The 24540-nt window shown below is 72.5% G+C and carries 24 protein-coding genes and 2 pseudogenes; 14 read left to right on the top strand and 12 right to left on the bottom strand.

The window, feature by feature from the left end:
• Positions 1 to 335 precede the first annotated feature (335 nt).
• Complete coding sequence (locus BBK14_RS13950; RefSeq protein ID WP_083390927.1) at positions 336 to 1016, bottom strand: 2'-5' RNA ligase family protein; 681 nt, start codon at positions 1014 to 1016, stop codon at positions 336 to 338.
• Positions 1017 to 1211: 195 nt separating this feature from the next.
• On the opposite strand from BBK14_RS13950, the gene BBK14_RS13945 reads away from it, so the two are divergent.
• Positions 1212 to 1661 (top strand): hypothetical protein, encoded by a 450-nt coding sequence (locus tag BBK14_RS13945; protein ID WP_071062605.1) that lies wholly within the window; start codon positions 1212 to 1214, stop codon positions 1659 to 1661.
• An 80-nt stretch (positions 1662 to 1741) separates the two neighbouring features.
• Here the strand turns inward: BBK14_RS13945 and BBK14_RS13940 are convergent, their stop codons facing one another.
• A complete protein-coding gene (locus BBK14_RS13940) occupies positions 1742 to 2059 on the bottom strand; it encodes a helix-turn-helix domain-containing protein (RefSeq protein WP_071062647.1) in 318 nt (105 codons plus the stop codon).
• Here BBK14_RS13940 and BBK14_RS13935 point away from each other — a divergent pair.
• The 4 genes and pseudogenes from BBK14_RS13935 to BBK14_RS13920 form a co-directional block, all read left to right on the top strand.
• Positions 2056 to 2790, top strand: a pseudogene (locus BBK14_RS13935) (FtsK/SpoIIIE domain-containing protein); the annotation flags it as partial. The gene BBK14_RS13940 and the pseudogene BBK14_RS13935 overlap by 4 nt on opposite strands.
• Positions 2787 to 3008, top strand: a complete 222-nt coding sequence (locus BBK14_RS13930; protein ID WP_071062603.1) for a hypothetical protein — start codon at positions 2787 to 2789, stop codon at positions 3006 to 3008. The pseudogene BBK14_RS13935 and the gene BBK14_RS13930, both read left to right, overlap by 4 nt.
• Positions 3005 to 3658: pseudogene (locus BBK14_RS13925) on the top strand (replication initiator); the annotation flags it as partial. The gene BBK14_RS13930 and the pseudogene BBK14_RS13925, both read left to right, overlap by 4 nt.
• A 10-nt stretch (positions 3659 to 3668) precedes the next feature.
• On the top strand, positions 3669 to 4451 hold the full coding sequence (locus tag BBK14_RS13920; protein WP_071062602.1) for a LuxR C-terminal-related transcriptional regulator: 783 nt from the start codon (positions 3669 to 3671) through the stop codon (positions 4449 to 4451).
• 179 nt (positions 4452 to 4630) lie between these two features.
• Here the strand turns inward: BBK14_RS13920 and BBK14_RS13915 are convergent, their stop codons facing one another.
• The 4 genes from BBK14_RS13915 to BBK14_RS13900 form a co-directional block, all read right to left on the bottom strand.
• Positions 4631 to 5794, bottom strand: coding sequence for an acyl-CoA dehydrogenase family protein (locus BBK14_RS13915; protein WP_071062600.1), 1164 nt, complete (start codon positions 5792 to 5794; stop codon positions 4631 to 4633).
• Between the two features lie 47 nt (positions 5795 to 5841).
• A complete protein-coding gene (locus tag BBK14_RS13910; RefSeq protein WP_071062598.1) occupies positions 5842 to 6753 on the bottom strand; it encodes a 3-hydroxybutyryl-CoA dehydrogenase in 912 nt (303 codons plus the stop codon).
• Between the two features lie 240 nt (positions 6754 to 6993).
• Positions 6994 to 7914 carry an AEC family transporter gene (locus BBK14_RS13905; RefSeq protein ID WP_071062596.1) on the bottom strand — a complete coding sequence of 307 codons (921 nt, stop codon included), beginning with the start codon at positions 7912 to 7914 and terminating at the stop codon, positions 6994 to 6996.
• Positions 7915 to 7971: 57 nt separating this feature from the next.
• The gene (locus BBK14_RS13900; protein ID WP_241831470.1) at positions 7972 to 8298 is read right to left on the bottom strand and encodes a hypothetical protein; all 327 of its coding nucleotides are present in this window, start codon (positions 8296 to 8298) and stop codon (positions 7972 to 7974) included.
• Between the two features lie 240 nt (positions 8299 to 8538).
• Between BBK14_RS13900 and BBK14_RS13895 the strand changes: the two genes are divergently transcribed.
• Together BBK14_RS13895 and BBK14_RS13890 are read left to right on the top strand one after the other, a co-directional pair.
• Entirely contained in the window at positions 8539 to 9801 is a 1263-nt protein-coding gene (locus BBK14_RS13895; RefSeq protein WP_071062594.1) for an alkane 1-monooxygenase, read from the top strand.
• Between the two features lie 181 nt (positions 9802 to 9982).
• Positions 9983 to 11356 (top strand): cation:proton antiporter, encoded by a 1374-nt coding sequence (locus BBK14_RS13890; protein WP_116430071.1) that lies wholly within the window; start codon positions 9983 to 9985, stop codon positions 11354 to 11356.
• A 40-nt stretch (positions 11357 to 11396) separates the two neighbouring features.
• On the opposite strand, the gene BBK14_RS13885 is transcribed toward BBK14_RS13890, so the two are convergent.
• The 4 genes from BBK14_RS13885 to BBK14_RS13870 all read right to left on the bottom strand — a co-directional run bounded on the left by BBK14_RS13885 (position 11397) and on the right by BBK14_RS13870 (position 14807).
• A complete protein-coding gene (locus tag BBK14_RS13885; protein WP_071062590.1) occupies positions 11397 to 12071 on the bottom strand; it encodes a hypothetical protein in 675 nt (224 codons plus the stop codon).
• An 87-nt stretch (positions 12072 to 12158) separates the two neighbouring features.
• On the bottom strand, positions 12159 to 12794 hold the full coding sequence (locus tag BBK14_RS13880; RefSeq protein ID WP_071062588.1) for a hypothetical protein: 636 nt from the start codon (positions 12792 to 12794) through the stop codon (positions 12159 to 12161).
• A 142-nt stretch (positions 12795 to 12936) separates the two neighbouring features.
• Positions 12937 to 14025, bottom strand: a complete 1089-nt coding sequence (gene add, locus BBK14_RS13875) for an adenosine deaminase (protein WP_071062586.1) — start codon at positions 14023 to 14025, stop codon at positions 12937 to 12939.
• A 59-nt stretch (positions 14026 to 14084) separates the two neighbouring features.
• On the bottom strand, positions 14085 to 14807 hold the full coding sequence (locus BBK14_RS13870; RefSeq protein ID WP_071062584.1) for a lysophospholipid acyltransferase family protein: 723 nt from the start codon (positions 14805 to 14807) through the stop codon (positions 14085 to 14087).
• A gap of 230 nt (positions 14808 to 15037) precedes the next feature.
• Here BBK14_RS13870 and BBK14_RS13865 point away from each other — a divergent pair, with 230 nt between their 5' ends.
• The 3 genes from BBK14_RS13865 to BBK14_RS13855 all read left to right on the top strand — a co-directional run bounded on the left by BBK14_RS13865 (position 15038) and on the right by BBK14_RS13855 (position 17859).
• Complete coding sequence (locus BBK14_RS13865) at positions 15038 to 15793, top strand: M50 family metallopeptidase (RefSeq protein ID WP_020459800.1); 756 nt, start codon at positions 15038 to 15040, stop codon at positions 15791 to 15793.
• Positions 15794 to 15921: 128 nt separating this feature from the next.
• Positions 15922 to 16926, top strand: coding sequence for an SOS response-associated peptidase (locus tag BBK14_RS13860; RefSeq protein WP_071062582.1), 1005 nt, complete (start codon positions 15922 to 15924; stop codon positions 16924 to 16926).
• A 201-nt stretch (positions 16927 to 17127) separates the two neighbouring features.
• The gene (locus BBK14_RS13855) at positions 17128 to 17859 is read left to right on the top strand and encodes a tyrosine-protein phosphatase (RefSeq protein WP_071062580.1); all 732 of its coding nucleotides are present in this window, start codon (positions 17128 to 17130) and stop codon (positions 17857 to 17859) included.
• A gap of 178 nt (positions 17860 to 18037) precedes the next feature.
• Here BBK14_RS13855 and BBK14_RS13850 read toward each other — a convergent pair whose 3' ends face one another.
• Entirely contained in the window at positions 18038 to 18592 is a 555-nt protein-coding gene (locus tag BBK14_RS13850) for an HdeD family acid-resistance protein (protein WP_071062578.1), read from the bottom strand.
• 286 nt (positions 18593 to 18878) lie between these two features.
• Here BBK14_RS13850 and BBK14_RS13845 point away from each other — a divergent pair, with 286 nt between their 5' ends.
• Together BBK14_RS13845 and BBK14_RS13840 are read left to right on the top strand one after the other, a co-directional pair.
• Complete coding sequence (locus BBK14_RS13845; protein WP_071062576.1) at positions 18879 to 20492, top strand: ABC-F family ATP-binding cassette domain-containing protein; 1614 nt, start codon at positions 18879 to 18881, stop codon at positions 20490 to 20492.
• Between the two features lie 113 nt (positions 20493 to 20605).
• Positions 20606 to 21559 (top strand): cation diffusion facilitator family transporter, encoded by a 954-nt coding sequence (locus BBK14_RS13840; RefSeq protein WP_071062574.1) that lies wholly within the window; start codon positions 20606 to 20608, stop codon positions 21557 to 21559.
• A gap of 78 nt (positions 21560 to 21637) precedes the next feature.
• Here BBK14_RS13840 and BBK14_RS13835 read toward each other — a convergent pair whose 3' ends face one another.
• A complete protein-coding gene (locus BBK14_RS13835; protein WP_071062572.1) occupies positions 21638 to 23134 on the bottom strand; it encodes a hypothetical protein in 1497 nt (498 codons plus the stop codon).
• Between the two features lie 353 nt (positions 23135 to 23487).
• On the opposite strand from BBK14_RS13835, the gene BBK14_RS13830 reads away from it, so the two are divergent.
• Together BBK14_RS13830 and BBK14_RS13825 are read left to right on the top strand one after the other, a co-directional pair.
• Positions 23488 to 23706, top strand: a complete 219-nt coding sequence (locus tag BBK14_RS13830) for a helix-turn-helix domain-containing protein (RefSeq protein WP_020459808.1) — start codon at positions 23488 to 23490, stop codon at positions 23704 to 23706.
• Positions 23707 to 23810: 104 nt separating this feature from the next.
• Positions 23811 to 24533, top strand: a complete 723-nt coding sequence (locus tag BBK14_RS13825) for an enoyl-CoA hydratase/isomerase family protein (protein ID WP_241831469.1) — start codon at positions 23811 to 23813, stop codon at positions 24531 to 24533.
• Positions 24534 to 24540 lie beyond the last annotated feature (7 nt).

Here is a 24540-nt window from a genome sequence, read left to right as displayed (position 1 = left end):
CATGATCAAGGCGGCCGTCCTCATGCTTGCAGCCACCCCCTCAAGCCGCCGAACAGCAGCGACGAGCACCGCCAGACCTATCTACAGCTGCCGTACATGTGACCCCCAAAAATAAATTAGCGAACAAGAATGCTCGCCTTGATATCTTACTAGCGCTGTTCTATTCAGATTCCGAGTCTTACTCTGGATGCAGAGGCTATCTGTGGCGCGCAAGATGCGACGCGCCCGGCGAGCACGGCCGTCCACGGCCGCGCGGCGCGGCCGGCGCCGCTCTTGATCTCAAAACGAGAATTTCGGCAACTACGCGGCTCGCTCCGTGGCCCTGTCGGTGCTGGTCAGCCGGTGAGGTTGGTGTGGTGGCGGACGTCCCATTGGTAGGCATGGCCGTCTCGACGTAGTTCGAGCAGGTCGACGCTGGTGACAGGCAGGCTGATCGGTGGCTGTTGGCGGAGTTCGGACAGTCGGTGGATGACCTCGTTGGCGGGTGGGGTGGCGTTGCAGTAGGTGACGCTGATGTGGGGTTTGAAGCGGGCGGGTTCGTCGGGCACGGCGTCGGGGCCCAGGACGTCACCGATGGCGGCTCGTAGCCGTTCGCGTAGGTCGGCGACCGGTTGCCATGGGGCGGTGCGGAGGAAGGTGCCTCCGGTGTAGGCGGCGATGGGGCCGACGGTGAGAGTGAACGGCTCGATGTCGGCGCACCGCTCGTCCGCGGCCTTCCCGATCGCGGCGACGGTCTCGGCCGGTAGCTCGTCGGCGAACGCCACTCCCTGCACGGTCGTGTGTAGTCCGTCGACCGGCACGGGGTCGAGGTACTCCAGGTCGGCCAGCGCGCGCTGGAAACCGGCCACGTAGTCGGTGAGCGCCTGGTCGTGGAAGACGAGGTACCAGGTCAGGTAGTGGCGGTCTGGTCGCCATCCGGGGCGCCACCACCAGTGGTCGGCCATCCGTTCGGTGTGGCGGAAGGCTTCCCAGTCTTCGGCGTCTACCTGGGCTTCATGGGTCGGCGGCACGACCACTCAGGGTAGACACCGTGTGCATCCTGATTAAACAGCGGGGCCGCGCGGTCAGGCGGTGGGCAGTCTCCAGGCTTTGACGGCGTCGTTGACCTGGGCGATTTCGGGGACGCTGCGCCACTGGCGGCGGTGAGCAGGAAGTCCCGGGCCCGGCGGGCATCTGGATCATCTGGTCACGCGGCGGGCTCGGCGTTACCAGTGAACGCGCATAACGCCCGGCCGCTGCGTACCGATGTGGGCGGTGATCGGTCGCGGCCGGCGGTGGTGATGTTGCCGTGGGGTGCGGGTGCCTGGGCGGTGGTGATCCAGGCGGGGTCGGATCTGGCGGATCTGCACCGGGCGCTGGCGGAGATGCCGGCGGGTCTGGAGTTCCACTCGGTGCACGGGGACGGAGACGTGATCCTGGTCTACCAGGTGCCCGCCGGGCAGGTGTCCCGGCGGGACCTGCTGCGGCTGACTGGCTCGGCGCTTGACATCCCCACGGGGTTCCCGGACCGGTCGCGGTGGATCACCCGGGAGGAGCAGCAGGCGTACCGGGCGGGGCACGCGGATGCGTTCGACGCGATCCGGGTCTTCCTGAGCTGTCCCATCGGGGGGACTCGGGATGAGACAGGCGCGGGCTCGGCCGATCCTCGGGGGGTCGACTGAGCCTGCGCCTGGGCTCGTGAGGGCCGGACCTGGTGGCTACCGCGCCACCCGGTCTGGCCCTTTCGCGTTTCCGGCCGGCGCTACCGGACGCTGTCGTACGGCTCGGCGGTCGCGTGGAGCTGGGCGCCGATGGCGGCAACGCTGCGTTCGATGCGGAGCAGGACGTCCAGGATCTGCTGATCCACGGGCAGGGCCCGTAGCGGCACCTCGTCGGGCTGCCTGCCAAGCAGGACGGTCAACAGGTGGTCGTCGGGCCATCCCAACGCGCGGGAGATGGCGGCGAGCGTGGAGTCCTGGGCGCGGCGGCTGCTGGTTCCCCGTGCCAGCTCCCGCAGGGTCGCGACCGACACCCCGGACGCGGCGGCCAACGCCTGCTGGCTCATCCGCCGTTCCCGCATCCGCCATCCGCGGCTTGGGCCCGGCCGTGCGTGCCGGGCTGGTGGAGCTGTGGGTCTGCGACCCGAAGGGAGGGATGGAACTCGCCTTCGGGGAACCGCTGTTCACCCGGTTCGCCACCACCACCGGCGAGATCGCCGATCTCCTCGACGACGCCGTGGCGGTCATGCAACGACGCACGGCACGGCTGCGGGGCCGGACCCGGCTGCACACCCCCACCGCCGGTGACCCGCTGATCGTGGTGGTCGTCGACGAAATCGCCTCCCTGACCGCCTACGTCACCGACCGGGACGTCAAGAAGCGGATCGGGGCGGCGCTGCCCCTGCTGCTCTCCCAGGGACGCGCCCCCGGCGTCGTGGTCCTGGCGGCGGTCCAGGACCCGCGCAAGGAGGTGCTCCCGTTCCGGGACCTGTTCCCGGTCCGGGTCGCACTGCGCATGACCGAAACCGAACAGGCCGATCTCGTGCTCGGTTCCGGCGCTCGGGACCGCGGGGCACGGGCCGATGAGATCCCGCTGTCGCTGCCCGGCGTGGGCTACGTCCTGGCGGAGGGACAGCCCGAACCGGTCCGGGTCCGCGCGGCCCACATCGACGACACCGAGATCAGCCGCACCGTCTGGGCCTACCGGCCGTCGACAGCAACCGGCGGCGGGTGGACACCGGACCTCGACGCCTACGCCGATGACGTCCCGACGGGTGCTGACGATCCGACGGGGTGGGGTGAGGTCGCGTGACCGGCCCGGCCGGCGACCCGTTGGACCTGTCCGCGCCGCTGCCTGTGGTGCCGGTGTGCGCCACCTGCTCCCACCTCTACGTCGCGCACCGGCGGGGCCGCTGCCGTGGCGATACCGCCACCCAGGCCGGCTGCGCCTGCACCTGCTTCACCGAACCCGTCACGCCCACCGCTCCCGACTGTCCGGACCTCGACGTCTCGGAGGACCAGCCCGCGTGACCCTCCCTTCCCCCACCGGCCATGACCCGGCCGTCCCCCTCGACCCCACCGCCCGTGACGATCGTGACGACCGGCCCGGCTCGCGGATGGCACGGATGCGGATGCCGCTCGCCCGTGCGGTCGTCGAAGCGGTCGCCGTGGAGAACGGCGTGTGCGTGCGGCCGATGGCGATGCGACGGACGAACCTCGACACTTGCGAAACCAAGATCATCCCCGTGCCCTGCGGCGCGACCCTCGCCAGCAAATGCCCACCGTGCGCGGAGAAGGCCCGGCGGCTGCGGATGGCCCAGTGCAAGGCGGGCTGGCATCTCGACGACGAACCGCTTCCCGTCCCCGATCCTCCAACGGAGGATGCGAAGGTTCTTGCCGGGTTCCGCGCGGATCTGGAGGTCGCCCGGCGGGACGCGGAACGGGACAGTGACCCGGCCGGCGTCGCCGAGATCGACGCGCTTATCGGCCAGGTGGACGAGGAACTCAACGCCCTGGGCGTGCGCGGCAGAGCGGCTCCGGACAACCGGGATCGGGTTCGCCGTGCCCGCTCGACCCGGCGGCGGCAGGATGCCCCCGATCTGCCTCGGCTTCCCGTGGAGAAGCGCACGGTCGGCCGTATCTACGAAGCCGCGGACGGGACGACCTGGCGGCCGTCGATGGGAGAGTTGCATGCCTGGTTCCGGTAACTATCTGGCCGGCGACCGGCGGGATACCGGCTCGGTCATCACCCTTGCCCGCAGCCGCAGACCGTCGGCACCAGTCCACGTCCACCCGGATAAGGGGACGCGCGCGTTCGGAGGCAGCGGCCGGCCGGTCGCTGTTCCGCTTCCGCGCAGCCAGCTGGCCTCGGCGCTGGCCGCCGGACTCGCCGCACGCGGATGGGCGGTACACGGCACCGGGCCGGTCGGGAGCCACCCCGCCGGGTCCTGCGTCCACCTGGTGCTCGCGGCCGATGACCACGGCCGCCTCCGGCTGCCGCCCGCCGGGGCGAACCTGGCTGCACCGGAGCTCTTGATCCTGGTCGGCGGGCTGACCAGCCTCGGCGAACTGGCCGACGGACTGCTCCGCGGGGCTGGCGCGGTGGTCAATGCCGACCTGCCCTTCTCCGAAGTCCTCGACCATGTCGACTCCGCCCTGCGCGCTGGGCCGCTCCAGCCCGACAGCCGCGACCAGCTCCACCGCAGGATCCGTCAGCGCAAGGCCGAGTCGGACCGCTTCGAGCAGCTCACCGATCGGGAAGCGGCCGTCCTCGCGGACCTGGCCGCGGGGCTGGCCGCCGCGGACATCGTCCGGATGCGGCCTGTCGCGCTGACCACCGTGCGAACACAGATCAACGGGATCCTGCGCAAGCTCGAGGTTCCCTCGCAGACGGCGGCAGTTGCCCTCACCTATCAGGCCTGCCACGACCGACGCGTCCTCACGGCTCTGCGGCCCCGCCAGAACTACGAATGACCGCCCCGCCGCAGCGCCAACGGCGTCGCGTTCGCGCCGCCGACCAAACAGCGGAAACCGAAAGAGGAAATCATGAAGAACATTACCCGGAGCGGCCTGGTCAACCAGGTTCGACGTCGCCACCCCATGATCGGCTGGTGGCCCAGGTCATGGCTGCTGCCAGGGGAAACGCGAGTTCGTCAGCCCTTGAGCAGGGCGCGGGACATGACGACGCGCTGGATCTGGTTGGTGCCCTCGTAGATCTGGGTGATCTTTGCGTCGCGCATCATCCGCTCGACCGGGAAGTCGCGGGTGTAGCCGGCGCCGCCGAAGAGCTGGACGGCGTCGGTGGTCACCTCCATGGCGACGTCCGAGGCGAAGCACTTCGCCGCGGCCGTGATGAAGCCGAGGTTCGGCTCGCCGCGCTCGGCGCGGGCCGCGGCCACGTACACCATGTGCCGGGCGGCCTCGATCTTCATCGCCATGTCGGCGAGCATGAACTGGACGGCCTGGTTGTCGGCGATCGCGCGGCCGAACTGGCGGCGCTCGCGGACGTAGCCGATCGCCGCGTCCAGCGCGCCCTGGGCGATGCCGACGGCCTGGGCGCCGATTGTGGGCCGGGTGTGGTCGAGGGTGGCCAGGGCGGTGCGCAGGCCGGTGCCGGGCTCGCCGATGATGCGGTCGGCGGGGATCGTGCAGTTGACGAAGTGGATCTCTCGGGTGGGGGAGCCCTTGATGCCGAGTTTGCGCTCCTTCGAGCCGACCTCGAAGCCGGGGTCGTCGGCCCGGACGGCGAACGCCGAGATGCCGTTGGCCGGCTTCGCCGCGTTCGGGTCGGTCACGGCCATGACGGTGTACCAGAGGGACTCGCCGGCGTTGGTGATCCAGGTCTTCGTGCCGTTGAGGACCCAGTGGTCGCCGTCGAGGTGCGCCCGGGTGCGCATGGACGCGGTGTCGGAGCCGGCCTCCCGCTCCGAGAGCGCGTAGGAGGCGGTCGCCTCCCCGCTGGCGATGGAGGGCAGGACCAGCTTCTTCAGATCCTCCGAGCCGGACAGCAGGATCGGCATGGTGCCGAGCTTGTTGACCGCCGGAATGAGGGACGAGGAGGCACAGACCCGGGCCACCTCCTCGATGACGATGCAGGTCGTCACCGAGTCGGCGCCCTGGCCGCCGTAGCTCTCCGGGATGTGTACGGCGCTGAACCCGGAGCGGACCAACGCGTTGTGGGCCTCGACGGGATAGCGCTCGTTCTCGTCGGCGTCGGCGGCGAACGGGGCGATCTCCTTCTCGGCGAGATCGCGCACCGCCTCGCGCACGGCGACGTGGGTGTCGGTGAGCCGGTAGGTGTCGAAGTTCGGGTCCACGTCCGTGCCGTCCTCGTCCTAGCTGGTCCTGGCGATGGTCAGGTGGGTCAGGCGTAGCTGTGGAAGCCGCGCCCGGTCTTCTTTCCGAGCAGGCCGGCGTCCACCATCCGCAGCAGCAGCGGCGGCGGCGAGTACAGCGGCTCCTTGAACTCCTCGTACATCGACTCGGCGACGGCCTTCACCGTGTCGAGCCCGATCAGGTCGATCAGCCGCAGCGGCCCCATCGGGTGGGCGCAGCCGAGCACCATGCCGAGGTCGATGTCCTCCGCGGAGGCGAAGCCGGACTCCTGCATCCGGATGGCCGAGAGCAGGTAGGGCACGAGCAGCGCGTTCACCACGAAGCCGGCGCGGTCCTGCGACCGGATGACCTCCTTGTGCAGCGCCGAGGTCACGAACGTCTGGGCGCGGGCGAGGGTCTGCTCCGAGGTGAGCAGCGACGGGACGAGCTCGACCAGCCGCATCACCGGCACCGGGTTGAAGAAGTGCACGCCGAGAACCTGGTCCGGCCGGCCGGTGGCCATCCCCAGCTTCATGATCGGGATGGACGACGTGTTCGAGGCGAAGATCGCGGAGTCGTCGGCGACGACCTTGTCGAGGGCGGCGAAGATCTCGGTCTTGGCCTGCTCGTTCTCGGCGATGGCCTCGACGGTGAACTGGCGGTCGACGAAGTCGCCGAGGTCGGTGGTGAACGACAGTCGTGCCAGCGCCGCGTCCCGGTCGGCCTCCTGGAGCTTGCCGTTGCGGGTGCCGCGGTCCAATGAGGCGGTGATCCGGCGGCGGCCGGCCTCGACAGCGCCGGCGTCGACCTCCCGGACCAGGACGTCGAGTCCCGCCCGGGCGCACGCCTCGGCGATTCCGGAGCCCATCAGACCGCATCCGACGACGCCGATCCGCCGGATCTCGCCGGCCACCGGGGTCTCGCTCGGGGTCTGTACCTGCTCCGCCTGGGTCTCGGCCACGTGGCCGCCTCCGTTCTCGTGCTGCTCGTGTCTGGCGCCGTGCGCGGTGCGGCCGCCCGGCGGACCGCCGTCCCCGGGGGGCAGCGGTCTCGGGGCGACGCCGCCTCCAGGCGACCGCCGCGTGCTGCCGCCCGTGGAGGAGCCTCGTCTGCCCGTGCGGCGGCTGCGACCTCTGGATAGCCTCCCTATCCAACTATAGGACGCCCTTGTAGTTGCTTGCGGCCATCCGGTAATCCGGCGTTACGGGTGTAGCGGGAGTGACCAGACCGCGAGGGTGAGCACCGACAGCGGAGCGCCCACCCCGACGAGCAGGCTCGGCAGCGGCGGCGCCAGGCCGTGCCGGTTGGCGATGATCGCCCCGGCGACCATCGGCGGCATGGCGGTCTCGAACAACGCCACCCTGACGTTCGGATCGGTGAGGACGTCCGGGTCGGTGAGCGCGCCCGCGAGCGCGTAGCAGCCCAGGACCACGACCGGCGCCACGGCCAGCTTCACCACCAGCCCCAGGGCCAGCTCACGCCGCCACCGGCGGACAGCCGGCAGCCGCAGCTGCAGGCCCACCGAGAACAGGGCCAGCGGGGTGAGCGTTGCCCCGATCGAGGCCAGGGCCTCGTCCAGCCAGGCGGGGAAGCCCACCGGGCGCAGCGCCAGCGCCAGCACCAGGGCGATGAGCGAGGGACGTGCCAACGCCCTGCGGGCCACCGCCAGCGGCGTCGACGCGGCGCCCGCGGTGGCCGTCACCAGCACCAGCACGACGGTGTTCAGCAGCAGGGAGGAGCCGAGCTGGTCGGCGAGCAGCGCGACGGGTACCCACTGCTCGCCGAAGAACGCCGTGACCATCGGGATGCCGACGAACGAGGTGTTCGCCACCGCGGTCGCGGCCACCAGCGCGACCACGACCTCCCGCGGCAGCCGCATCAGCCGTGCCGCCGCCAGGTAGATCAGCACGGTGACGGCGAACAGAAGGTACGGGGCGGCCACAACGATCGCGACGTTCGACGGGATCTCCACGCCGTGCAGCACGTGCAGGGTCAGCGCGGGCAGGGCGACGTCGAGCAGCCAGATGTTGAGCGCCCGCGGGGCGTCGTCAGGGAGCTGGAACGAGCGCTGCGCCACCACCCCGGCGACAAGGCCGACAAGTACGACGACCAGGGCGGACACCGACGCATCGTCTCAGCCCGCAGGCCGGCCGAAATCACCTCGCACGCGTCGCCTGCGTCACTCGGCCGGGGCGTCGGAGGGCTCCGGTCGGCTTGGCTTGGCCGGTGGGCCCGCTCCGTCGGGGTCGTGGCCCGGTCGGTGGGGCGGGCTCCCGCTGGCCGGGCGGGCCAGCCGGGTGCGGTAGAGGCGGGTGAAGGTGATGTGGCCGGCGAAGAGTAGCCCGGCGACGACGTAGTTCAGATCACCGAGGGACTCCTGCCCGGGCAGTGGGAGGAGCGTGTAAGTGATGAGGACGGCCGCCGAGAGGAACAGCGTGCCGATCGTGACACCGCCGATCCACGGCGGAGCATCGGTCATCGACCCGTGCCGTGCCACCTCCGGCACGGCACCCACCGGCACGGCCGGCGGTCCGGGCGTCGGGCTGGACGGCGGTTCGCTCTGCGGCCTCACGGTGCCAGTCTGCACCGCCGGGGTGTCCCGGCGGGACCGGTCGGTGAACCGCCGGTGGCCGCCGGGTGCCTTCCACCTGGGTCGATTGTTCCTGTCGGTGGTGGATGTGACACTGCTCGGGCGGACGAGGCCGGGTCCTGGGCAGGCGGGCCCGGCAGGCTGGGAGGGCGGCAGATGACGGCGCCAGTGCTCGTCGGCCCGGGCGGGGCCGCCTGGCGAGACGGCAAGCGTTACATGTGGCTGACGGCGCTGCTGCCGCCGCTGCTGCCGATCGTCTCGTTCGGGCTCTGGCACCGCACCGGGTCGGGCCTGCCCTGGTGGCTCACCCCCGCCTTCGTCTTCGTGCTGCTGCCCGTGCTCGACGCGACGACACCGAAGGACCCGGTCGGCGCCCCGGAGGGAACCCGCGAGGCACTGGACGCCGACCGCTACTACCGCTGGTGTACCTACCTCTACCTGCCGCTCGCCGGGGTCGCGCTGGTCATGGGCTGCTGGGCGTGGACGCGCGGCGACCTGTCGGTGGTCGAGCGGGTGGCGGTCGTCCTCGCGCTCGGCACCGTCACCGGGATCGGCATCAACACCGCGCACGAGTTGGGCCACAAGCGCGCCCGGGTCGAGCGCCGGCTCGCGAAGGCCATGCTGGCGCCCGCCGCCTACGGGCACTTCTACGTGGAGCACAACCGGGGCCATCACGTCCACGTCGCGACGCCGCGGGATCCGGCCAGCGCCCGGATGGGGGAGAGCTTCTGGCGGTTCTGGCCGCGCACGGTCGTCGGCAGCCTGCGGTCGGCCTGGGCGCTCGAGGCGGCCCGGCTGCGTCTGCGTGGTCGTTCGCCCTGGTCACCGCGCAACGAGGTGCTTTCCGCCTGGTGCTACACGGTGGTGCTGTTCGGGGTTCTCGCGGTGGTGTTCGGGCCGGCGGTGCTCGCCTTCCTCGTGCTGCAGGCGGTCGTCGGCTTCTCCCTGCTGGAGTCGGTCAACTACATCGAGCATTACGGGCTGGCGCGGGAGTGGACCGCGGCTGGCCGGTACGAGAAGGTCGACCCACGGCACAGCTGGAACAGCGACGACGTCATCAGCAATCTCGCGCTGTACCACCTGCCCCGGCACAGCGATCATCACGCGCACCCCACCGTGCGCTACCAGTCGCTGCGGTCCTTCGCCTCGGCTCCGCAGCTTCCCGCCGGATACGGCTCGATGATCGTCGCATCGCTGTTCCCCCGGTTCTGGTTCCGAGTCATGGATCCGAGGGTCGCCGCGCACTACGGCGGTGACGTGACCCGGGCCAATCTCGACCCCGCGCGGCGCGCGCGGCTCGTCGCCCGCTATGGCGGGGGCGGCGCCGCGGCCGCCGTGCCAGCGGTCGCTTCGCCACAGGCCGTTGCGCCCGCTGCGTCGGAGGTCGATGCGTTGCCCGATCGCGTTTCGGCGGGCTGAAGCGGCAAGCCCGAACCGAAAGCCATCACCGCCTTCCCGGAGGTCCCGATTCTTGTCAGTCGGGCCCGGGATCTTCGGCTGGGCGCTAACCTCGTCGCACCTGATTCACCCGGTGACGGCGAGCTGAAACGACTACGTGGCGGCGAGGGCTGGCGCAGTGAACGCGACGGAGACGTCATTCGTGACAGCGGCCCCGGTGGCCTCGTTGTCCCATCATTCATTGCTCATTTTTCTTCTTCAGGTGACCGTCCTGTTGTGCCTCGCGCTGGGGCTCGGTCGTCTCGCCATCCGACTCGGGCTGCCCTCCGTGGTCGGCGAACTGCTCGCGGGCGTGGTGGTCGGCCCGTCGCTGCTCGGGGCGGTCGCGTCCGAGTTCTCGGGTTGGCTGCTGCCCGCCGAGCCCGACCAGATGCACCTGCTCGACGCGCTGGGGCAGATCGGCGTGATCCTTCTGGTGGGCCTCACCGGCATCGAGATGGACATGCGGATGGTCCGTCGGCGGGGAGCCACCGCCGCGCGGATCAGCATCGCCGGCCTCGTGCTGCCGGTCGGGCTCGGGATCGGCGCGGGCCTGTTCCTGCCGGAGTCGCTGCTGGCGGACGGCGGCGACCGCGGGGAGTTCGCGCTGTTCCTCGGGGTGGCCATGGGGGTCAGCGCGATCCCCGTCGCGGCCAAGATCCTGCACGACATGCGGCTGCTGCACCGCAACGTCGGCCAGCTCATCCTCGCCTCCGCCACGGTTGACGACGCGGTCGGCTGGTCGTTGCTGTCGGTGGTCTCCGCGATGGCGACAACGGGGGTGCGCGGCGGCGACATCGCGTGGCCGGTGCTCAGCGTGATCGGTGTCGTCGCCGCGGCGTTCGTTGTCGGCCGCCCGCTCGCCCGGCTGGCCGTCGCCGCCGGCGGCCTTGCCAGGCCGTCCGCTGAAACGGCTGACACCGGCGGCACCGGATCGGGTTCCGGTATCGCGGTGGCGGTCGTCTTCATCCTCGCCGCGGCCGCCGGGACGCACGCTCTCAAACTGGAGGCGATCCTCGGCGCGTTCATCGCCGGCATCCTGCTCGGGTCCACGCCGACTCTGGACATCCGGCGGCTCGAACCGCTCCGCCTGATGGTCATGGGCGTGCTCGCGCCGATCTTCTTCGCGTCCGCCGGGCTGCGCATCGACCTGACCGCGCTGACCCGGCCGGAGGTGGCGCTCGCCGCCGTCGTGATCCTCGGACTCGCGATCCTGGGCAAGTTCGCCGGTGCCTACATCGGTGCCCGCGCGAGCCGGCTGGGGCACTGGGAGGCGCTCTCGCTGGGCGCGGGCCTGAACGCCCGCGGCGTCATCGAGATCGTCGTGGCCGGGACGGGCCTGCGCCTCGGCGTCCTCTCCACCGCGACGTACACCGTGATCGTCCTGGTGGCGGTCGTGACATCGATCATGACGCCGCCGATCCTGCGGGCGACCATGCGCCGGGTGGAGCAGACCGCCGAGGAGCAGCTGCGCGAGCTCGACCTGGCCGGCCGCTCCGTCGGGGCACCCCGCGGCCTCGACGCCGAACACCCCTGAGGACCGGCCAGCCCCCGGCCAGCGCCCGCTGACCCGCGGGTCAGCGGGCGCTGAGGATCTTCTCGAAGAACTCCCGGTAGCCGCGCAGCGCCTTGCGCAGGTCCTCGGTCGACGGCTCACCGTGGTCGTGCCAGGCAGAGCGCAGCCCCGAGTGCTCCCGGCTGATCCGGTCGGTCAGCGACCGGACCGCCTCGTCCACCAGCCGGTCGGCCTTCTCGACCGCCTGGCGGGGATGGTCGACGAAGTCGATCAGGACCTGCCGCCACGCGCCTTCCGGCTCGCCGGACGAGGTGGCCTCGGTGGCCGTCGGCCCGGCACCTGCCGGGCCAGCGGACGCCGAGCCGGCTGATGCCGGGCCGCCAGGTGCCGAGCCGGCAGGGGTCGGGCGGCCGGCCCTGGCCGGATCACCGTCGCCCGGCTTGTCCCGGACGGCGTCTGGGGGTGCCGCGGGGCCGCTCGTCCCGGTGGTGAACCCCGGCTCGTCGCCGACCAGGGCGTACGCCGAGGCGTCCGGCTCCGCCGCCGTGCCCGGCTCCGCCGCCGAAGCCGCAGGGGCAGCCCGGTCGTCCGCCTGGTCCACCCTGGCCGTTCGGTCCGCCTGGGCCGTGGGCGCGCCGGCCGGGCCGGGGGCGGGACGGGCGGACGGGCCGCCGTCGGTGGTCCGCTTCCCGGATGGCGGTGTCATCTCGGGCTCGCGTGCGTCGGATGTGTTCATTGCGGGTCCTCCTGCCTTGGAGTCTCGGCCGAGTCGTGCGCCAGGCCCGCCCGGTGCCGTTGCCGGCGGCGGGGGACGTCCGAGCGGTCAGGTGCGCTGCCGCGGGGGCCCGGCCAGGGCCGGGGAGCTCTGGGCGTCCTGGTCCCGCGGCTCAGTCTCGCCGGTGACCAGCCATCCGAAGAGCCCGCGCAGCTGGACCAGGGCGGTGCGCAGTTCCTCGGTGTCGGGGCCGTCGGTGTCGGGGCCGCCCGCCGGGGCCTCGGCGTGGGCGTGGGCGTGCGCGTCCCGGTAGGGGGCGACCAGCTCGGGCCGCTCGGCGGAGATCAGGTCGGCCCGCTCGTCGAAGGTCGACTCCGGGTAGCCCCGGGCGCGCATCACCTCGACGACGAGCCGGTCCGCCTGGCGGGCGGAGCCGGCGGGGTCGTCGACGAACCGCGCCTGGACGGCGTCCCAGCGGGTGAGATACCCGGCGCGGGCGGGCTCGTCGAGCGGCTGGAGGTCAAGCTCGTCGCGCCGCCGGGCCACCTCGGCGAGCCTGCGTTCGGCCGCGCGGCGATCCCCGCCGCTGTGTTCCACCGCACGGTCGTACTCCGGCCCGAAACGACTGCGCAGCGCCCGGCCGGAACCGCCCGGGGCCAGCCGGGCACCCCCGAGCACGCCAAGGAGGACCACGCCCAGGATTACGAGAACGAGGACCAGCAGGAACCATCCCAGCGCCGACACGGCGTGACCTCCGTACGAATCGGCTGATCACCAACGACGTCGGCTGCGGTACCCGTGGGCCCACCCCATAAACGCGGGACGCCCGTTCCCGCAACGCCTGTCCGGGTTCCGCCAGCGCGTGCCAGGCCCCGGTGGGGCCTGCTCAGCTCCCCGCGGGGGCCGCGGGACGGACGCCGAGATCCGCCGCGGCCGCGGTGAACTCGGCCCGCAGCCGCTCCTTGCCGTCCGCCGGCAGGAAGGAGTGCTCCACCGCCGCGGCGGCCACGTCGAACACCTGCTGCCGGGAGAGCCCGAGCGAGCGCAGCGCGTGCAGGTACTCCGCGCGCAGCGTCGTGTTGAACATGGGCGGGTCGTCGCTGTTCAGGTTCACCTGGAGGCCCTGCGCGATCATCTCCGGCAGCGGGTGCACCCCGTAGCTGGCTACGGCCCCGGTGCACAGGTTCGAGGTGGGGGAGACCTCCAGCGGGATGCGGTGCCGGCTCAGGTGCTCGACCAGCGCCGGGTCGCCCAGCGCGCTGGTCCCGTGCCCGATCCGCTCCGCGTGCAGGTACTCGAGCGAGTCCCAGATGGTCCGGGGCCCGGTCGTCTCGCCCGCGTGCGGGACGCAGTGCAGGCCGGCGTCCCGTGCCGCGGTGAAGACCGGGCCGAACTGGGGCCGCGGCACCCCGATCTCGGGCCCGCCCAGGCCCAGCGCGATCACGCCGTCCCCGCCGTGGGCCAGGGCCAGCTCCAGGGTGCGCTCCCCGGAGGTGACGTTGTCCGTCCCCGGCAGGCCGGGGATGTCGGTGATCCAGCGTACCTGGATGCCGGCCTCGCGCTCCGCGTCGAGCCGGCCCGCCTCCACACCGGCGAACACGACCGCGGGGTCGATGCCGCGCTGGACGTGCAGGAAGGGCGTGAAGGTGATCTCCGCGTAGCGCACCCGCTGCGCGGCCAGCCCGAGCGCGGTCTCCCGGGCGAGCAGGCGGAAGTCCTCCTCGTCCCGCAGGACCTGGACGGCGGCCAGGTAGACCTCGATGAAGTGGTCGAAGTCGCGGAACTCGTAGTAGGCCCGCAGGGCGTCCAGGTCGGTCGGCAGATGGTCGACGCCGTGGCGGCGGGCGAGCCGCAGCAGGGTCGCCGGCAGCATCGAGCCCTCCAGGTGGACGTGCAGCTCCACCTTGGGCAGCCCGTCCACGAACTGCTCGTCCGTCACCTCGTCGGTGACCTGACCGGTCACGGGGTCGCTCACGTCTGTCCTCCGGTCCGTGCTGCGGGTCCGTCCACGATTCTTCCGCAGCCGGCCGCGGGTCAGCCGGCGGGACGGGCGGGGGGCTCCGGCGCCGATCCGCCGAGATGGGCGGGCAGCCACCAGGGGGACTCACCCGGCGGGGGCGCGGGGTAGCGGCGCTGCGCGTCGTCGAGCAGCTCGCCCATCCGGAGCTCCAGCAGCGCGGTGCCGGTCCGGGTATCCGGCAGCTCCGAGTACGGGATGGGCTTGCCGACCGTGATCGAGACCGGCGTGCCGACAGCCGCGCGCAGGTTGCGGGGGCGGCCCTTGGTCAGGATCCGCTGGCTGCCCCAGAGCACCAGGGGGATCACCGGCACCTCGGCCTCGGCGGCGATCCGGGCGGCGCCCGACTTGAACGGCGCCAGGCAGTAGCTCGGGCTGATCGTGGCCTCGGGGAACACCCCGACGAGCTCGCCCTCGCGCAGCGCGCGCACCGCCGCGATCAGCGAGCCGGCCCCGGCCGCCCGGTCGACCGGGATGTGGTGCATCCCACGCATCAGCGGCCCGCTGACGCGGTGGTCGAACACCTGCTTCTTGGCCATGAACCGGACCATGCGCCGCCGCGCGTGCCAGAAGGGAACCCCGGCGAGCGCGAAGTCCAGGTAGGAGACGTGGTTGATCAGCACGATGGCCCCGCCGCCGGCCGGCACGTTCTCCTCGCCACGTATGTCCAGCCGCAGGCGCAACGCGCGGAAGAGCCCCAGCGCCGTATGGATGACCGGTCGGTACACGTACTCCGCCATGCCGCGAATCCTCCCCAGATCGGTATGCCGTCAGATCGGTGCCTCGCGGTCCGCCGCCCGCCGCCCGCCGCCCGGCGTGCGCGGACCCATCGTGCGCCACGGGGCGGCGCGAGTCGTGCATTTACCGGATGCCCCGTCCGGCCGCGCCCCGCCCGGCTCCGTGCTGTCGGCGAGCCGACGGACGATGCCATACCGGGGCGTTGGACCCGGGAGGCTCATGCGGGACGATCGTGGCGGCGTACCGTCCGTCCGCCGGCGACGATCCACCGGCGACGAGGAGAGGGGCAGCCACGTCCGATCTGCTGAGCCGGAGCCTCGACGCGCAGCCGGCCCCCGCGCACTGGATCCTCGTCCTCACCGGGGTCGTCGCGCTGCTCACTGTGGCGAGCGGCCGCACCTGGCCGACCGCCCGTCACGTCGTGACGATCGCGCACGAGGGCGGGCACGCCCTCGCCGCGGTCGCCACCGGCCGCCGCCTGGCCGGGGTGCGCCTGCACTCCGACACCTCCGGCGTCACGGTGTCCTCGGGCCGGCCGACCGGGCCCGGGGTCATCCTGACCGTCGCCGCCGGCTACACGACGCCGTCGCTGCTCGGACTGGGCGCCTCCGGCCTGCTCGCCACCGGGCGGATCAGCCTGCTCCTGCAGATCCTCGTCGCGCTGCTGCTGGTCATGCTGGTGGTCGTCCGCAACGCCTTCGGTGTCGTGTCGGTGCTGGTCAGCACCGTCGTCGTGCTCGGGATCTCGTGGTTCGCGGCGGACGACGTCCAGGCCGGCTTCGCCGCCTACGCGACCTGGTTCCTGCTGCTCGGGGCGGTGCGGCCGATCATCGAGGTCCAGCGGCAGCGGCGGCAGCGGCGCGCCCGGGACTCCGACCCGGACCAGCTCGCCCGCCTCACCGGACTGCCGGGTGCCTTCTGGGTCGGCGCGTTCGGACTGCTCTCGCTGGGCTGCCTGGCGACCGCGGCGGCCGCGCTCGTCGTCTGATCCTCCCGGCGACCCTTCCTGGCCGGTCTTCCTGGACGGCCTTCTGGACGGCCCTTCTGGTCGCCCGTCGGCGGGGGCCGGTGCTGGTTGGCCGGAAGTGTCGGTGGGAGCTGGAAGACTGCTCAGACATGTGCGGCAGGTATACCCAGACTCTGAGCGCCGACGATCTCGCCGCGGCGATGTCCGCGGCGGACGAGACGGGCGGCCGGGTGACGGAGAGCTACAACGTCGCCCCGACCACGGTGATGCCGATCGTCGTCGCGCGTCGGCCGCCGGGCGGCACCGGGCACGGTGAGCCGGCGGCTGGCGTTGGCACCGGGGGGGCCGGCGAAAGCGGCGAGGTTGGTGAGACAGGCGGGGGCGGCGGGCCGCGGGCCGTGGGCGGTGGGCGGGTCCTGCGGCTGGCCACCTGGGGTCTGGTCCCGTTCTGGGCGAAGGACCCGGCGATCGGCAGCCGCCTGATCAACGCCCGCGCCGAGTCGGTCGCGTCCAAGCCGGCGTTTCGCGCTGCGTTCGCCGCCCGCCGGTGCCTCGTTCCCGCCACCGGCTTCTACGAGTGGCGGCGGCCCGGCGGCTCGCGCCGCGGCCAGCCCTACTACATCCATCCGGCCGGCCACCCGGGGGCCGACGGCCTGTTCGCCTTCGCCGGGCTCTACGAGGTCTGGTCGAAGGGCGAGCAGCCGCTGACCACGTTCACGATCCTCACCACCGACGCGGCCGCGGGCACCGAGTTCATCCACGACCGGTCACCCGTCGTGGTGCCGCGCCCGGCCTGGTCCCGGTGGATCGACCCGACGCTGCGGGATCCCGAGGCGCTCGCCGGGATCCTGCGGCCCGCGCCGGCCGGGGTGTTCGCCGCGCACCCGGTCTCACCCGAGGTCGGCAGCGTCCGCAACACCGGCCGTCACCTCGTCGACCCCGTCGACGTCGACCCGGAGGAGGCAGCCGCCGCTGCCGGTCCGCCGGCCACCGCCGGCCCGTCCCGGGCCCGGCGAGCGACGCCCGTCGCCAAGTCAGCGTCCGTCGCCGGGCCGACCTCCGTCGCCGAGCCGCCGCCCGGTGTGGGGGTAATCGCCCCGCATGAGGTCGGCCTCTTCGGCGAGGATGGCGTGGGTCCGCACGCGCGGCGATGACACCGAGGCCAGGGCCTGGCCTGGCCGGTCGGGGCCGTCCGGTCTGGGCCTGGCCCGGCCCTGTAAGGACCGGTACGGCCAGGTCTGGTCTGGTCCTCGCCGTGGCCGTCGCTGTGTCGGGCATGGCCCGCCCGGCCCGGCCACCCGCCCGACGGAGGCAGCCGGGACCCTGCGTGCACCGCGCTCTCGGGAGGACATCGGATGGGAACAGAAGATCTCGCCACGGAACGGCTCGCCAACCTGCGCGACGTCGGCGGCATGACCACCACGGACGGCCGCGTCACCAACACGGGCGTGCTGTACCGCAGCGAGATGCACCGGGTCGAGGACGCCCGGCCGGCGGCGGAGTTCACCTGGCCCCCGCCGACCGTGGTCGACCTGCGCTCCGCGGTCGAGCGGGGGAGCTCCCCGCACCCGCTGTCGCTGATCGGCTCGGAGATCCACGTGATGCCCCTGCTCGGCGAGGAGACCGGCCGGGTCAGCGACTCCCTGCCGCCGGACGCGCTCGCGGGCGGCCTGCGCACGCTGTACGCCGCGATGCTCGACATCGCGACACCCCGGCTGGTGGAGATCCTCGACCTGGCGGCGGAGGCCCCCGGTCCGCTCCTGGTGCACTGCGCGGCCGGCAAGGACCGCACGGGCGTGGTCGTCGCCCTCCTCCTGCGCCTGGCCGGTGTCGTCCCGGAGCAGGTGGTCGCCGACTACCTGGTTACCGGCGAGAACATGCCGGGCGTGCTGCGCCGCCTGCGAGGGCATGCGATCCTCCCCGACGGCCGGGTCGTCGACAAGGAGGTCACCAAGGTCTCGGTGGCCGCCGTCGAGCAGGTGCTGACCATCATCGACGGGCACCCGCAGGGCCCGGAGGGCTGGTTCCTCGACCGCGGCGCCCGGCCCGAGGCCGTCGAACTCTGGCGCAAGCGCATCCTGGGCTGAGTCCGGGGCGACCATTGTCGTCGCTCGGCGAGCGCATCACGGTCCTGGCCTCGGTGGCTGGCCGGGGAGTCCGGCTCAGTTACTCGCCCTTTAGTTTCTTCCTCGCCGTTTCGGGGGTCGCTGKCGGCGGATTTCGCTCGGAGAGGACGAGAAGGAAATCAAAGGGCGAGCAGGCTGCTCAGGGGCGCAGGGCCAGGCCGAGTGCCACCTCGGTCACGCCGGTGACGACGAGCTGGATGCCGAACAGCACCGCGAGCACCACCATGGTCGAGGACGGCCAGGCCAGGGCCAGCACTCCGAGGACCACGGCGAGCGCGGCGATCAGCAGGCCACGGGCCACGCTTCCGGTGCGGCCGGCCTGGCCGTTCCGACTCGCCAGCACCAGCAGTGCCCGGACCACCCCCGCGACGATCAGGGCCGCACCGACGATCAGCGCTATCGCGTGCAGCGTCACCCCCGGCCACAGCAGGATCACCACGCCGGCGACGGCGGTCAGCGCGCCGAAGAAGATGGCGGAGCTGCTGTTCTCGGTGCGTACGGCGGAGACGATCTCGGTGATGCCGGAGACGAGAAGAGCCACACCGGCGATGACGGCCAGCGCGCCGACGGTGGTGAAGGGATTGGTGATGAGCAGCAACCCCAGGACCGTGACCGCGATTCCGAGGATGACCAGGGCCGACCACAGCGAGCTCGGGCGCTGCGTCTCCCGGTTCTGTCGATACGTGGTTGTCATCGTGACCTCCCCGTGTCTGGCCCGAAGGCGTCCGCGAGCCGGGGCTCGTGCCCGTGACCTGGGAAAGGCGTACCCGCAACGCCTGGTGGGCGCACCCGCGCGGCGGTAGTCACCGACCGTCCGGCGCGGGACGCCCGTCGGGCGCGGTGCCGCGGCCCGTACCCTGGAGGACATGACCTCTGCCGCGTCGTGAGGCGGGCGTTTCCCAGGCACTCCGGTGTCGTGGTGGCCAACCGCTGACACCTGATACGCGCACGAATCCGATGTACGAAAGAGGCCGACCCTCATGATCATCGTGTCCGAGCTCGAGCTCCGTGCCGGAGCCCGCACACTGATCGAGCCGGTCTCGTTCCGGGTGCAGCCGGGTGACCGTATCGGCCTCGTCGGCCGCAACGGCGCCGGCAAGACGACGATGCTGAAGACGCTCGCGGGGGAGACCCTGCCCTTCGCCGGCAAGGTGGACATCCGCGGCGAGATCGGCTACCTGCCGCAGGACCCGCGCACCGGCGACCTCGCCGACACCGCGCGCGACCGCGTGCTCGCCGCCCGAGGCCTCGACGTGATCCTGCGCGAGATGGAGAAGCTCCAGCTCGAGATGGCCGAGTTCGTCGACGAGACGGCCCGCGACACCGCGGTGCGTCGCTACGGCCGACTGGAGGAGCGGTTCGGGATGCTCGGCGGGTACGCCGCCGAGGCGGAGGCGGCGCGGATCTGCTCCTCGCTCGGCCTGCCTGACCGGGTTCTCGGCCAGCAGATCGGAACGCTCTCGGGTGGCCAGCGCCGCCGCGTCGAGCTGGCCCGGATCCTGTTCGCCGGTTCGGGGAACTCCGACGCGACACTGCTGCTCGACGAGCCGACCAACCACCTCGACGCCGACTCGATCACCTGGCTGCGTGACTTCCTGCGCGCCCATTCCGGCGGCCTGATCGTCATCAGCCACGACGTCGACCTGCTGGACAAGAGTGTGAACAAGGTTTTCCATCTCGACGCCAACCGCGCCGCGCTCGACGTCTACAACGTCAACTGGAAGACCTATCTCACCCAGCGCGATCAGGACGAGCGCCGCCGGCGGCGGGAGCGGGCCAACGCGGAGAAGAAGATCGACTCGTTGCGGGCACAGGCCGACAAGATGCGGGCGAAGGCCACCAAGGCGCGCGCGGCACACCAGATGGACCGCCGCGCGGAGCGCCTCGCCTCCGGCCTCGCCGAGGTCCGGGTCGCCGACCGGGTCGCCAAGCTGCGCTTCCCCGATCCGGCTCCGTGCGGCCGCACGCCGCTGACCGCCACCGGCCTGTCGAAGTCCTACGGCTCGCTGGAGGTGTTCACCGGCGTCGACCTGGCGATCGACCGCGGCACCCGGGTCGTGGTCCTGGGCCTCAACGGCGCCGGCAAGACGACGCTGCTGCGTATGCTCGCCGGCCAGGAGACCCCGGACGCCGGCGAGGTGCACCCGGGGCACGGCCTGCGCCTGGGGTACTACGCGCAGGAGCACGAGACGCTCGACACCTCCCGCACGGTGCTCGACAACATGCGCGCCGCGGCGCCCACCGCCTCCGACGTCGACCTGCGTCGCATCCTGGGCGCATTCCTGTTCGGGGGGGACGCGGTCGAACAGCTCGCCGAGACGCTCTCCGGCGGTGAGAAGACCCGGCTGGCCCTGGCTGGCCTGGTCTGCAGCTCGGCGAACGTGCTGCTGCTCGACGAGCCAACGAACAACCTCGACCCGGCGTCGCGCGGCGAGGTCCTGAGCGCGCTGCGCACCTACCGGGGCTCGGTTGTCCTCGTCACGCACGACCCGGGCGCGGTCGAGGCACTGAGCCCCGACAAGGTCCTGATGCTGCCGGACGGCGTCGAGGACACCTGGTCGCCCGACCTCGCCGATCTCGTCACCCTGGCCTGATACCACGGGAGCACCCGGCGGCGCCCGGAGGTGGCCACCTTGACACACTGGGCCCTCGGCCCGGGCGCCCATCGGCGCGCGGGAGACAGAACACGGGACGAGAGCGGGAGCACGTGAGCACAGAAGGTGGCACCAAGGCGGTCGTGGCGGCACTGCTCGCGAACCTGGGCATCGCGGTCGCGAAGTTCGTGGCGTTCCTCTTCACCCGCTCGTCGTCCATGCTCGCCGAGTCGATCCACTCCGTCGCCGACTCGAGCAACCAGGCGCTGCTCCTGCTCGGGCAGCGCAACGCCAGCCAGCCGGCTGACGAGGAGCACCCCTTCGGCTACGGGCGTTCCCGCTACATCGCGGGCTTCCTCGTCGGCATCGTGCTGTTCAGCGTCGGCGGGCTGTTCTCCGTCTACGAGGGCGTGGAGAAGCTGCGCCACCCCCACGAGCTGGAGAGCGGCGTGGTGGCGATCGTGGTCCTCGCCGTCGCGATCGTGCTCGAGAGTTTCTCGTTCCGGACGGCCATCAGGGAGTCGAGGCATCTCAAGGGCTCGGGGTCGTGGTGGCGCTTCATCCGGGACGCGCGCTCCCCGGAGCTGCCGGTCGTCCTGCTGGAGGACCTGGCCGCGCTGTGCGGCCTGCTGCTCGCCCTCGCCGGGGTCGGCCTGACGCTGCTGCTCGACGAACCGCTCTGGGACGGCGCCGGCACCCTCGCGATCGGCATCCTGCTGCTGGCCGTCGCCGTGATCGTCGCGATGGAGACCTACGGGATGCTGGTCGGGGAGGCCGCCACCCCGCAGACCATCGAGGTGATCCGGCAGGCGCTGAGCTCGGCGCCGGCGGTCACCACCGTGATCCACATGCGGACCCTGCACCTCGGCCCGGACGAGCTGCTGGTCGCGGCCAAGATCGGGCTTGACCCGGATCTGACCATGGCCCAGGTCGCCGCCGCCATCGACGAGGCCGAGGCGCTGCTGCGCGACGCCGTGCCCACCGCGCGCCGGGTCTACCTCGAACCCGACATGCCGCGGGGCGAGGTGGCCCAGCCGGTGCCGCCCGCCGCCGCCGAGTCTGCCTGATCGCCGAGCCCATCTGATCGCCGAGCCCGCCTGGGTCACGAGGCATTCGGGCGCGTTCTCCGACCGGGGCCGCGCAGCTCAGCTGTTCCCGAGGAAGACCCGCAGGACGATGGCGGCGAGGGCGCCCGTCCCGATCAGCAGGCCTGGAAGGTCACCCGCGCGCACCGTGTCGCCCGGTCCGTCCGGGCGGGGGCGCGGGGCCAGCGCCGCCACCGCCAGCCACGGCGCCAGCGGCAGCCAGGCCAGCTCCACCCCACCCCAGGCCAGCCCCGCGCACAGGCTGAACAGCACCGCGGCGCCGGCGCCGACCAGGAACGGCCAGCCGGGGGTAAGCCGGATCCGGCGCAGCGCGCGGACCAGCACCGGCCCGCCGGCCAGCAGCACCACGACGGCGTCCAGGGTGAGCCAGGCCAGCATCGTGGTGGGCCCGGTGTCGACCCGGGCCCGGGTGAGGCCGTCCGGCAAGGAGAAGCCCCAGGCGAAGAACAGCCAGAGCGGGAGCAGCGCGCCGAGCCCGGTGAACACGTTCATCAGCGGCTGGCGCCGGACGAAGTACGCGGCCGCGACGGCGACGCCCAGCCACACCACGGCGTAGTCGAACAGGCCGCTCACCCCCAGCAGCAGGCCCGACAGCAGCGCCCACGACAGCCGCCATCGCCGGCCCGGCTCGCACCCGAGCACCCCCACGGCGACCGCCGCCGCCGCCGGCAGGATGGCGACGGCCCGCGGCGACGCGGCGGCCCACAGCGCCCACGGCGTCAGCACGAGCACCGGGATGGCCCGGCGCGCCGCCGTCTCGTGGCACAGCGAGCGCACCGCGACCGCGACCAGCGGGACGCCCAGCGCGGTCAGCGCCGTCAGCGCCAGCCCGAGCGGCACCGCGCTCCCGGCCCCGTCAGCCCCGTCGGTGAGGTCGCCGAGCCCGAGCTGGTCCAGCCCCCACACGAGCAGCACAGGGCCGGGCGGATGGCTTGTGAGCAGGCTGGAGGGCGCCCGCGGCAGGTCCGTCGCGCCGGCCTGTGCCGCGGACACCGGCCCGTCGACGGACTGGGCGACCCAGCCGGCGAGGTAGCCGAGCGGGTCGTCGCCGACGGCGCCGGCAGCGGTCAGGTACACCGGCGGCGGCCGCAGGCCATCGGTGAGGCCCGGGCCGGCCGCCGCGGCCAGGGCGAGGCTCCAGCACAGTGATCCGGCGAAGCCGAACAGGAGCAGGAGCGGCCAGCGGGCGCGGACGGCCCGGCGGGCGAGCGCCAGGGTGACGATCGCCACGAGCACCGGGAGCAGCGTCGCCGGCGCCAGGTGGGGCGTGCGCCAGCCGACCGGGAACGGCGCGGCGGAGCCGAGGTCCACATCGGTGGCGGCGATGAGCCCGCTGAGGAGCAGGCCGAACCCGGCCGCCGCGCACCAGAGCCCGACATCGACCCCCTCGGCCCGCAGCGCGGACAGGGTCGGGGCGCGACGGGGCAGCGTTCCGGTCACCTTGCGTGTACGGATGTGCCGCGTGGGTTCCTGCCGGGCGCTGGGTGTGAGCCGCGCCGGTGAGGGCGCCGCCCTAGTCGGCCGGCCGTTGACCATGCATGCACCGTAACCAGTCCCGGCGGCCCGCGGATCCCCGCGGGGGAGCCGAGACGGATGTACCGTCGGTGACGATGTTCGACGCGCCGCGCGGGAGCCCCTGCCCGATCGGATCCCAGCCGGCCGCAAGACTGGCCGCTGTGTCGTCGAACTCGGGCTTCGGGCGCGCTGTAGCAGGTCAGGGGCTATGTGACTGCTCGGAGTCGGCTCGTCGGCGTGCGCCTCGGACGCGTGCGGGGCTGTCCCGGCGACTGCACCACCGCGTGTGATGGATCACACGGACTTCGAGTGGCGCGGACACCGAAGCTGGGTGAAGATCGGTTCGCAGATCATCGAACACGGAGGGGGCCACATTGGCCGAGCTTAGGAAAGGAACCCGGATCACCGGGGCGGAGCGGGACAAGCTCGCTGCCGAACTTCGGAAGAAGTACGAGTCCGGACAGAGCATTCGCCTGCTTGCCGAGTCGTCGGGTCGTTCGTACGGGTTCGTCCACCGGATCCTGTCCGAGTCGGGCACGACGCTGCGCGGACGTGGGGGCGCGACCCGGGGTACCAAGAAGAAAAGCGCCTGACCATGAGCATGCCGGCCGCCGCCGACCCGGCGGCGGCCGGGCTGGGCGTACTCGCAGCTGGCCCTTGCGTCTCGCTCACTGTGAGTAAAGATGTGTCGGGTTGGGTGGGCGACACGCCCACCCTCCCGGGCATCGCCGCGGCGATGGACGGCATCCTGCGCGACCTGCGCGGCGACGTCCGTGTCGTCGTCGTGAACGCTGTACACCGCCTGTCGGCTCCGGTCGACCACAAGACCAGCCACGAAATCGAACACAGAGCCGATCACGAGGTCGGCCACCAGACCGGCCCGACGGCCGGCCCATCCGCGGGCGGGGTCGCGACCGGGCGGAACCTCGCCACGTGGTCCCGGGTCGCGCGCCGGCTGTCCGAACGGCCGGACCTGCTCAGCATCGCCGTCTCCGCCGGGCCGACGACGGGCCCGGGGCTGGCACTGGCCCTCGCCTGCGACCTGCGGGTACTGACCGAGGACGCATCCCTGTGCCTCGCCGAGGCCACGGCCGGTCGCGTGCCGGGCCTGGGCGTTGCGGGTACCCTCGTCGACACCGTCGGCTACGCCCGCGCGCTTGCGCTCTGTCTGACCGGCAGGCCGGTGGGCGCGCGGGACGCGCTCCGGCTCGGCCTCGCCGCGCTCGTCGTCCCCTGCCGGGACCTCGACGCCGAGGTCGGCCGCCTGGTGGACCGCCTGCTCACGGTGCCGCCCGACGTCAGCGCGGAGACGAAGGCGCTGCTCGCCGGCGCCCGCGAGCGGTCGGGCATCCAGCGCCGCGCGGCGGAGGACGACGCCCTCGCACGGGTCCTCGCCACGACCGTTGGGAATGCGGGCTAGCAAACCC

Origin of the sequence: Parafrankia soli (assembly GCF_001854695.1) — a bacterium.
Classification (GTDB): Bacteria; Actinomycetota; Actinomycetes; order Frankiales; family Frankiaceae; genus Parafrankia; species Parafrankia soli.
Note: the sequence above shows the minus strand (reverse complement) of the source record. Positions and strands in the feature narration are given on the sequence as shown.